Source organism: Parapedobacter indicus (assembly GCF_900113765.1).
GTDB classification, from domain to species: domain Bacteria; phylum Bacteroidota; class Bacteroidia; order Sphingobacteriales; family Sphingobacteriaceae; genus Parapedobacter; species Parapedobacter indicus.
Map to the genome: position 1 here is coordinate 782625 of NZ_FOQO01000002.1, position 7037 is coordinate 789661.

At 56.0% G+C, this 7037-nt stretch carries 4 protein-coding genes; all 4 read right to left on the bottom strand.

What is annotated here, in order from left to right:
• Positions 1 to 11: 11 nt before the first annotated feature.
• Positions 12 to 3257, bottom strand: coding sequence for a SusC/RagA family TonB-linked outer membrane protein (locus BMZ56_RS06710; protein WP_090625760.1), 3246 nt, complete (start codon positions 3255 to 3257; stop codon positions 12 to 14).
• A gap of 128 nt (positions 3258 to 3385) precedes the next feature.
• Positions 3386 to 3595, bottom strand: coding sequence for a hypothetical protein (locus BMZ56_RS06715; protein ID WP_143072863.1), 210 nt, complete (start codon positions 3593 to 3595; stop codon positions 3386 to 3388).
• A 115-nt stretch (positions 3596 to 3710) separates the two neighbouring features.
• Positions 3711 to 4577, bottom strand: coding sequence for a PorP/SprF family type IX secretion system membrane protein (locus BMZ56_RS06720; protein ID WP_090625762.1), 867 nt, complete (start codon positions 4575 to 4577; stop codon positions 3711 to 3713).
• A 15-nt stretch (positions 4578 to 4592) separates the two neighbouring features.
• On the bottom strand, positions 4593 to 7037 hold a 2445-nt coding region (locus BMZ56_RS06725), incomplete at its 5' end, for a T9SS type B sorting domain-containing protein (protein WP_177195064.1).

Consider the following 7037-nt stretch of genomic DNA (forward strand, 5'->3'; position numbering starts at 1 on the left):
GGCTATCACAATTAAAACGTCACTTTCAAACCTAAATTAAACGAGCGTACCAACGGATACAAGCCGTAATCGACACCCGGTGTCAGGTTGCCGCGCTGGTCGTAATCGGACTCCGGATTGTACCCTTTGTACTTGGAGATGGTGAAGGGGTTATCTACGCTGGCATAGATACGCAACCCGCTCAACCGTATTTTGCTAGCCGCTTCTTGGGACAGGTTGTACCCCAGCAGGACATTGGTCATCCGGAAATACGAAGCGTCCTGGAGGTAAAATGTAGACAGCCGCGTGCTGTTGCTCTGGGTACCGCCCCGCGACGCCCGGTATACCTGGCCGTTGCCCGGTTCGGCCGCCGACCGCCACCGTTGAGCCACATCGGCATATTGGTTGCCTGAACCTTCCATATTGTAGAGGTAGTAGTCGTAGCCATCCAGCATCTGGTTGCCCTGCGATCCATTGAACGAAGCACGCAGATCGAAACTCCGGTACCGGCCGTTCAACGCAAATCCGTAGGTAAATTTCGGGTGCGGGTTGCCGATAACGCGTTTGTCATCGTCGTTTACCACGCCATTGCCGTCCACATCTTCAAAGTAAAGATCGCCGGGCTGCATGGGATTGGTCGATGCCGCGGATGGGGCCACGTCTTGGTAATTTTCTTCGGTGGCGATTCCCAGCACCTTAAAGCCGTAGAACATCCCGATGGGGCTGCCCTCCTGTGTGATGTGCGTCAGGTACGAACGCTCGGCCCCGTTGGTGATGATGGTTGACGCACCGCCGAGGTCGAGCACCTTGTTGCGGTTCACCATGATGTTGCCGCTGAAACCGAAATCGAAATCCTGCTTCCGTACGATCGTGGCGTCCACCTGTATGTCGAACCCTTTGTTTTCGACCTTGCTGTCCGGCAGATTCGTCAGGATCGTGGTGGCTCCCGATACCGCGGTAATGGGTTGGTTAAACAACAGATTAAACGACTGGCTCAGGTACAGGTTCGTAAAGATGTTGAGCCTTCCGCGAAGCAGCCCCAGGTCCAGGCCGGCGTTGTACTGGGAGGTCGACTCCCAACCCAGTTTGGGATCGTACAGGTCGCCTGGCCAGTATGCGGTGGCCACTTTGTCGCCGATGATCACGCCACCCGGTGCATTGTACACTGTAATGGCCCGGTAATCGCCAATGTTGTTATTGCCGCTCAACCCCCAGCTGGCACGCAGCTTCACGGTAGACCGTTCACCCAGCCAGTTGTCATAAAAGCCCTCGTTGGATAGTGTCCAACCGGCGGAAACCGAAGGGAATGTGCCCCATTTGCTTTCCGGACCAAAACGCGAGGAGCCATCGGTACGGAACGAAGCCGACAGGAAATACCGCGAATCGTAGGTATACATCACCCGGCTGAAGTACGATTGCAGCGTGGTGTTTCGCTTATAGGCATCGCGCAGCTGGAAATTGGACGGATCGGCCCCTTTGTCGGTGATCTCCCCGATCGCGTCGCTCTGGAATCCATTGGCACGGACCGCTACGTAGTCGATGTTCGTCTGCTGGGCCGAATACCCCAGCAAGGCGTTGAGTTGATGGACCTCGTTGAAGGTCTTGTTATAATTCAAGGTCGTTTCGACCAACTTATCGATTTCACCCCGTGTATTGGCATCGGCGTAAGCCGCTGTCTTTGCATTATCCGAAAACGGCGGATTGTTGCCGTTTGAAAGACTTGTTGGCAGGTAATAATCGTACTTTTCATCGTACGTGGAAATACCGCCGTTTACTTTCAGGTTCAGGCCTTCGAGGATGCTGAAATCCGCAAACGCATTGTAAAAACCGCGCTTGCCCCGGCGGTTATCTTTAATCATGGTCACATACGCCAGTGGGTTTTCCGGGTTCTGTATCCCGTAGTTGTTCGCCGAAAGATCGGCCATAAGGTACTGCGCATAGCTGCCATCTTCGTTATACACCGGCAGGGTGGGCAAATAGAGCAGCGCAGCCATGGACGGACTTTGGTTGTAACGGCCCGTCGAAACCTCGTTGTTGTCATTGTAGGTAAACGCCACGTTGGCCCCTATCGTAAGGCGCTTGCTGACTTTCGAATCCACGTTGACCCGGAAATTGTATACCTGTTGGTCCGTGCCCAGCATAATCCCGTCCTGGTTCTGGTAGGATCCGCTCAGGAAGTACCGGGTTTTGTCATTGCCGCCATAAATAGATAAATTATGACGCTGGAACGGTGCATTGCGGTACAATGCGTCCTGCCAATCGGTATCGTACTGGGAAGGTTTGGCAAGACCAGTGCTGAAATCGTAATATTCTTCGGGGATGCTGACCGATCCGGCGTTGCCCACCAAGGCTACGCGGGTGGCGTTGTCGTCTTTCAGCATATCGTCGGTCCAAGTGAGCCCCCCGTTTACCACCAGGTCTCTATACATGTTGTTCCTACCGTCGATAATCAGGTCGATGAATTGCGCTGCATTCAGCAGGTCTACTTTTTTTGACAATTGGCCAAAGCCTGCCAGCACCTCGTAGTCGACCGTGCTTCGTCCCTCTTTCCCTCTTTTTGTGGTAATCAGCACTACCCCGCCGGCAGCCCGCGATCCGTAGATGGCCGCGGAGGCCGCATCCTTCAATACATCGATGGATTCGATATCATTCGGATTGATGTTCAGGTTGTTGCCTGCCGGATATCCGTCGATCACATACAGGGGTTCGGAACCGGCATTGATCGACCCCATGCCCCGCACGCGGATCTTCATGCCATCGTAGGGCGCACCGCTGGTCTGCGATACCTGCACACCGGCCAGCTTACCCACCAGTGCCTGGGATAGCTTGGGTGACGTAAGGTTGAGCTCACCGGCTTTTACATTGGCGATTGCTCCGGTAACGTCGGATTTGCGCACTTGCTGATAACCGATGGATACGAGTACCTCTTCCATCAGGGTCTCTGCCCCTTTCAACACCACCCGGTTGCCGGTTGGCGAGGCAACGTCCAGCGTCACTTCGGTGTATCCCAAGTACCGGATAAGCAGTTGATCGCCGACCTTACCGCCCACCGTAAACGCTCCGTCGTTGTTGGTCTGCGTAGCGGATTGGTTGGACGTGTTGGTGACCGTGGCACCGGCAATCGGTGTGCCCGCTTCGTCGGTTACCGTACCCGAAAGGGTGGTTTGCTGCACATACAAGCCCCGGGTGCCTGCACGCAACGTGCCGCTGGTTGCCACCAACGCCGCGAATGAACCCATAACTAAAAGCAATGCTAGTTTGACGTAGTTAAGAACCATGTTTTTGCAACGATTAAATTCGGTTGCAAAGCTATCCGGCCTATGTTACGGCAACCTTCATCGGAAATTAAGAAATAGTGAAGTATTGTCGCGAGTAGAAATCCCAACGAAACCTTTGTTTTCAAAGGTTAGTTTTTCACTTGTTTATTGTTGTTGGAATCGGGGGGCGTGGGGATGTTAAAAAGTGCTGTGCCAGCCGCCGGATACGCATCAAGGTTGACAATGGCCGCAAAGGCTTCACCGAGCTTGGCAGGTGGTGCCGGGCGCATGGCATCGATCTGAAGCTCACGCTGTTTATCATGGAATATACCGGCGGGTACGAATACAGGTTCCTGCAACACTGCCAGAGCAGGTCATACGCCTATTGCAGGATACCGGGATTGGAGATCAAGCGATCGCTATTAATTTGGAATATCCTATTGACTGCACGATTACATCGATACGTGGAATACATTACAATAGTCCAACCATCCCACCAAATCTGTATTGCAAACCGATTTCGTGAGTGGTGTTGCCGATGCGGCGGTTCAGCGGTTCGTTGCCCGGGTTGAACTGGTAACTGTAGCCCAGGCCGAAGCCACTGAAATTGAACTGCGCCATCCCCGCAAACTCACCGTAGCTCCGCACGTTCGCACCGATGCCGAACGTCCGCTTGATGAACACCAGTGCCGAGGCCTCCGCCTGTGGCCGCAGGCTCTCCGCATACGTCACCAGCACACTCGGCCGGAACTGGAAGTCCGGCCCCATGTTAAACAGCGCCCCTGCCGTGAGGTGGTACAGGTTGCGGAAGTTGTACCTGCTGTCACTGTCCACCCCCAGGCTCCCCAGCATCAGCCGCGGAAGCGACAGGCCCACATAGTAACGCTCCGGACGGTACAGCAGCACCCCGAAGCCCACCAGCGCGTCCGTCTCCCGCACGTCTTCCCGGAAGGCAGGATCCATCGGGTCCAGCTGCGAGAAACGCCCGTCCAGGTAGCTTATCCCCGCATTCAGCGACAGCCCCACGTATTCCGATTCCGATATCCGCACGCTCTTGGCAAAGAATGCCGAGGCTTCCGTCAGCTTCTCCACCGCCAGGCTTTCATGCCGGATGTTCACACCCGCCGTCGCCCCGAAGCTTTCGAAGCCCACATGCCCGCTGCCCCAGAACACCGTCGGCGCACCGTCCATCCCCACCCACTGCCGGCGCCCGATCACACTCACCTCACCGCCGCCGGCCATCAGGCTCGCCGCCGGGTTGATCACCGTACGCAGCTGTCCGTGCTGCGTATGGGTTAATGGCTGCTGTGCGTAGGCTATAGTCCATGTGCTCGCAGCCACCCAGGCTACTTTCTCTTAATACCGCAGCACGAAATAACCCTTCCGGTATTCCGTACCGCTGCCTGTGTCGATCTCCACGATGTAGAAGTACGTGCCCGCAGGAAGCAGCTGCTGCCCCGTTCCGATACCCCGGAATGCCACCCGGTCGTTGTCGTAGCCTGAGGCCTCCCACACCACCGTGCCGTTGCGGTTGAATATGCTCACCCGGTTGCCCCGGTAATCGCGGATACCCTCAATCATCAGAAACTCGTTGATGCCATCGCCGTTGGGTGATACCGCTCGATGCACCCTAACCGGGAAGTCCGAGGCCGGGTCGACCACCCGTACCGTCACCGTTACCGGCTCAGCCGCTTCGTGGTTCACGTCGCCCGCCTGCGTGGCCGTGATCGTCACCGTGCCCAGCCGCAGCACGTTCAGCGCCGTGCCGCTGAGCGTTGCCACCTGCCCGTCGTCGATCGTCAGGCTTACCGGCAGCCCGCTGCTGGCCGTTACATCCAGCTGCACCGTACCCGCATCCCGGTTCACCTCCGCAGGGGCATTGAAGCTGACCGTCTGCGTAGCTTTCGTTATCGTGAAGGTAGCTGCCTGGTACCTGAAAGTATAGTTGTCCGACGCACCGCCGTCTATGGTAATTGCATAACTGCCTGGCACACTCATCGCATCTGCATCTGTGGATGCTGTAGGTATCCGATCAAGCGAGGAGGCACCCTCACCGTTCACGAAGCCACTATACGACAGTTCGAACATCGGATTGGATTGGCCATAAGCACGGGTTACATCCGATACACCAACCTGCAGCGGTGTTTTGGCGATACGTAGCGTCCGGGATACCGGATCTGCCGGTCCGTATTCCAAATCGCCTACCTGGGTAGCCGTGACTAACACCTCGCCCGCACCATGGATAAGCAATTCATCGTTATTTTTTATCGAGGCGATTTCCGTTTCGTTTCCTTCCGCATCCGTCACCGTATAGCTCACCGGAAGTCCGCTCGTAGCTGAAGCCGAAAGCTCCACCCGCCTATCGCCGTAGGTCCGGTCCGCAAGCGTATCAAAGGCAATCTCCTGCGGCTTGTTATCCACCAGCAGTAAGCCCACCGACACCGAGCGCTGGCCACCACCGGCCACAATGCCGTTGGCCTGCAAGGTGTGGCGCCCGGCTTCGAGGTGAACTGGGACCGGCAGCGTACCTGCAAAAGTGCCATCCGCTTTCACGGATATATGGCCTACCAGCTCCGGTACTGAAAACAGGTATACCGTCACCACCGTGCCCGGCTCAAAGCCGTCGCCGCTGACGTACACGCCTGCCCCCACGCCGCGCACCAATCTGATCACCGCGTCGATCGCCGATACCGGGATCCGTTCGCCGTCTACGCCCAGTGAAGCCAGTGCCATTTCATAACCGTCACCCCGCAGTCGCAGGTATTCTTGGTCGACCACTTCCAGCGTTACTACTTCCACTTTGCCATCCGTGATCACCACCGTTTCCCCCGCAGCAGGTTCGGGAAGATTCCCTTCGTTGTCCGGCGTCGGTTCGGCTGGAATGATACCATTCAGCGGTTTGCTGAAGGTGCCGGCACCAAACTCATTGACCGCAGCTATACGGAACCGGTACGACCGGTTGTTGTCCAACCCAATCACTACGACCCGTGTGCCGGTCAATTGTGGATGCTCGGCTGTGGTCCAGGTCTGCCCGCCATCACCCGAGTATTGAATGAGGTAATCCGTTATCGGAAGCAGCTCGCCTGCGGGTGCCTGCCAACTCAGCGTGGCCTGTTTGTTTCCTGATATGGCCCGAAGGTCAGTAGGCGTACCCGGCAGATCTGCCACCGCAAAATGGGTGATGGTCGTATTTCCAGCCTCATCCGTAACGATCAATTCGTACGTTCCCTCTTCCGTAATCGGTGTACCCGACTGATACGGCTTACCGTTCAATAGCGCACTGCCTTCTTCAAAAGCAGGTGTGGCAAGATTTTCGTAGTTTGAACCGTTTGTCACACCGTCAATTTGCGGTGCGGTTTTATCAATCGTAAAGCTTATGGCGGTCTCGTTGCCCGAAACATCGGTGATCACCAATGTATATTCACCTTCCCCGGTAACCGGCGTGCCGGCCACGTAAGGCTGGCCATTCAGCGTCGCCGTGCCTTCATCGAAGGTTACCGTCACGTCCTCGTTGTAATATCCGCCGTCTTCCGCACCGGTGATTACTGGCGCTGTTCTATCAATCGTAAAGTTCACGGTGGTCTCATTGCCCGCTGCATCGGTGACCACCAATGCATATTCATCCGCGTCGGTGATTTCTGTACCCGAAGTAAAGGCATTGCCGTTCAATGTGGCCGTGCCCTCGTTAAATGCAGGGGTCACGTTTTCATTGTAATATCCGCCATCTTCAACACCCGTCACTACAGGAGCAGTTTTATCAATCGTAAAGTTCACGGTGGTCTCATTGCCCGCAGCATCCGT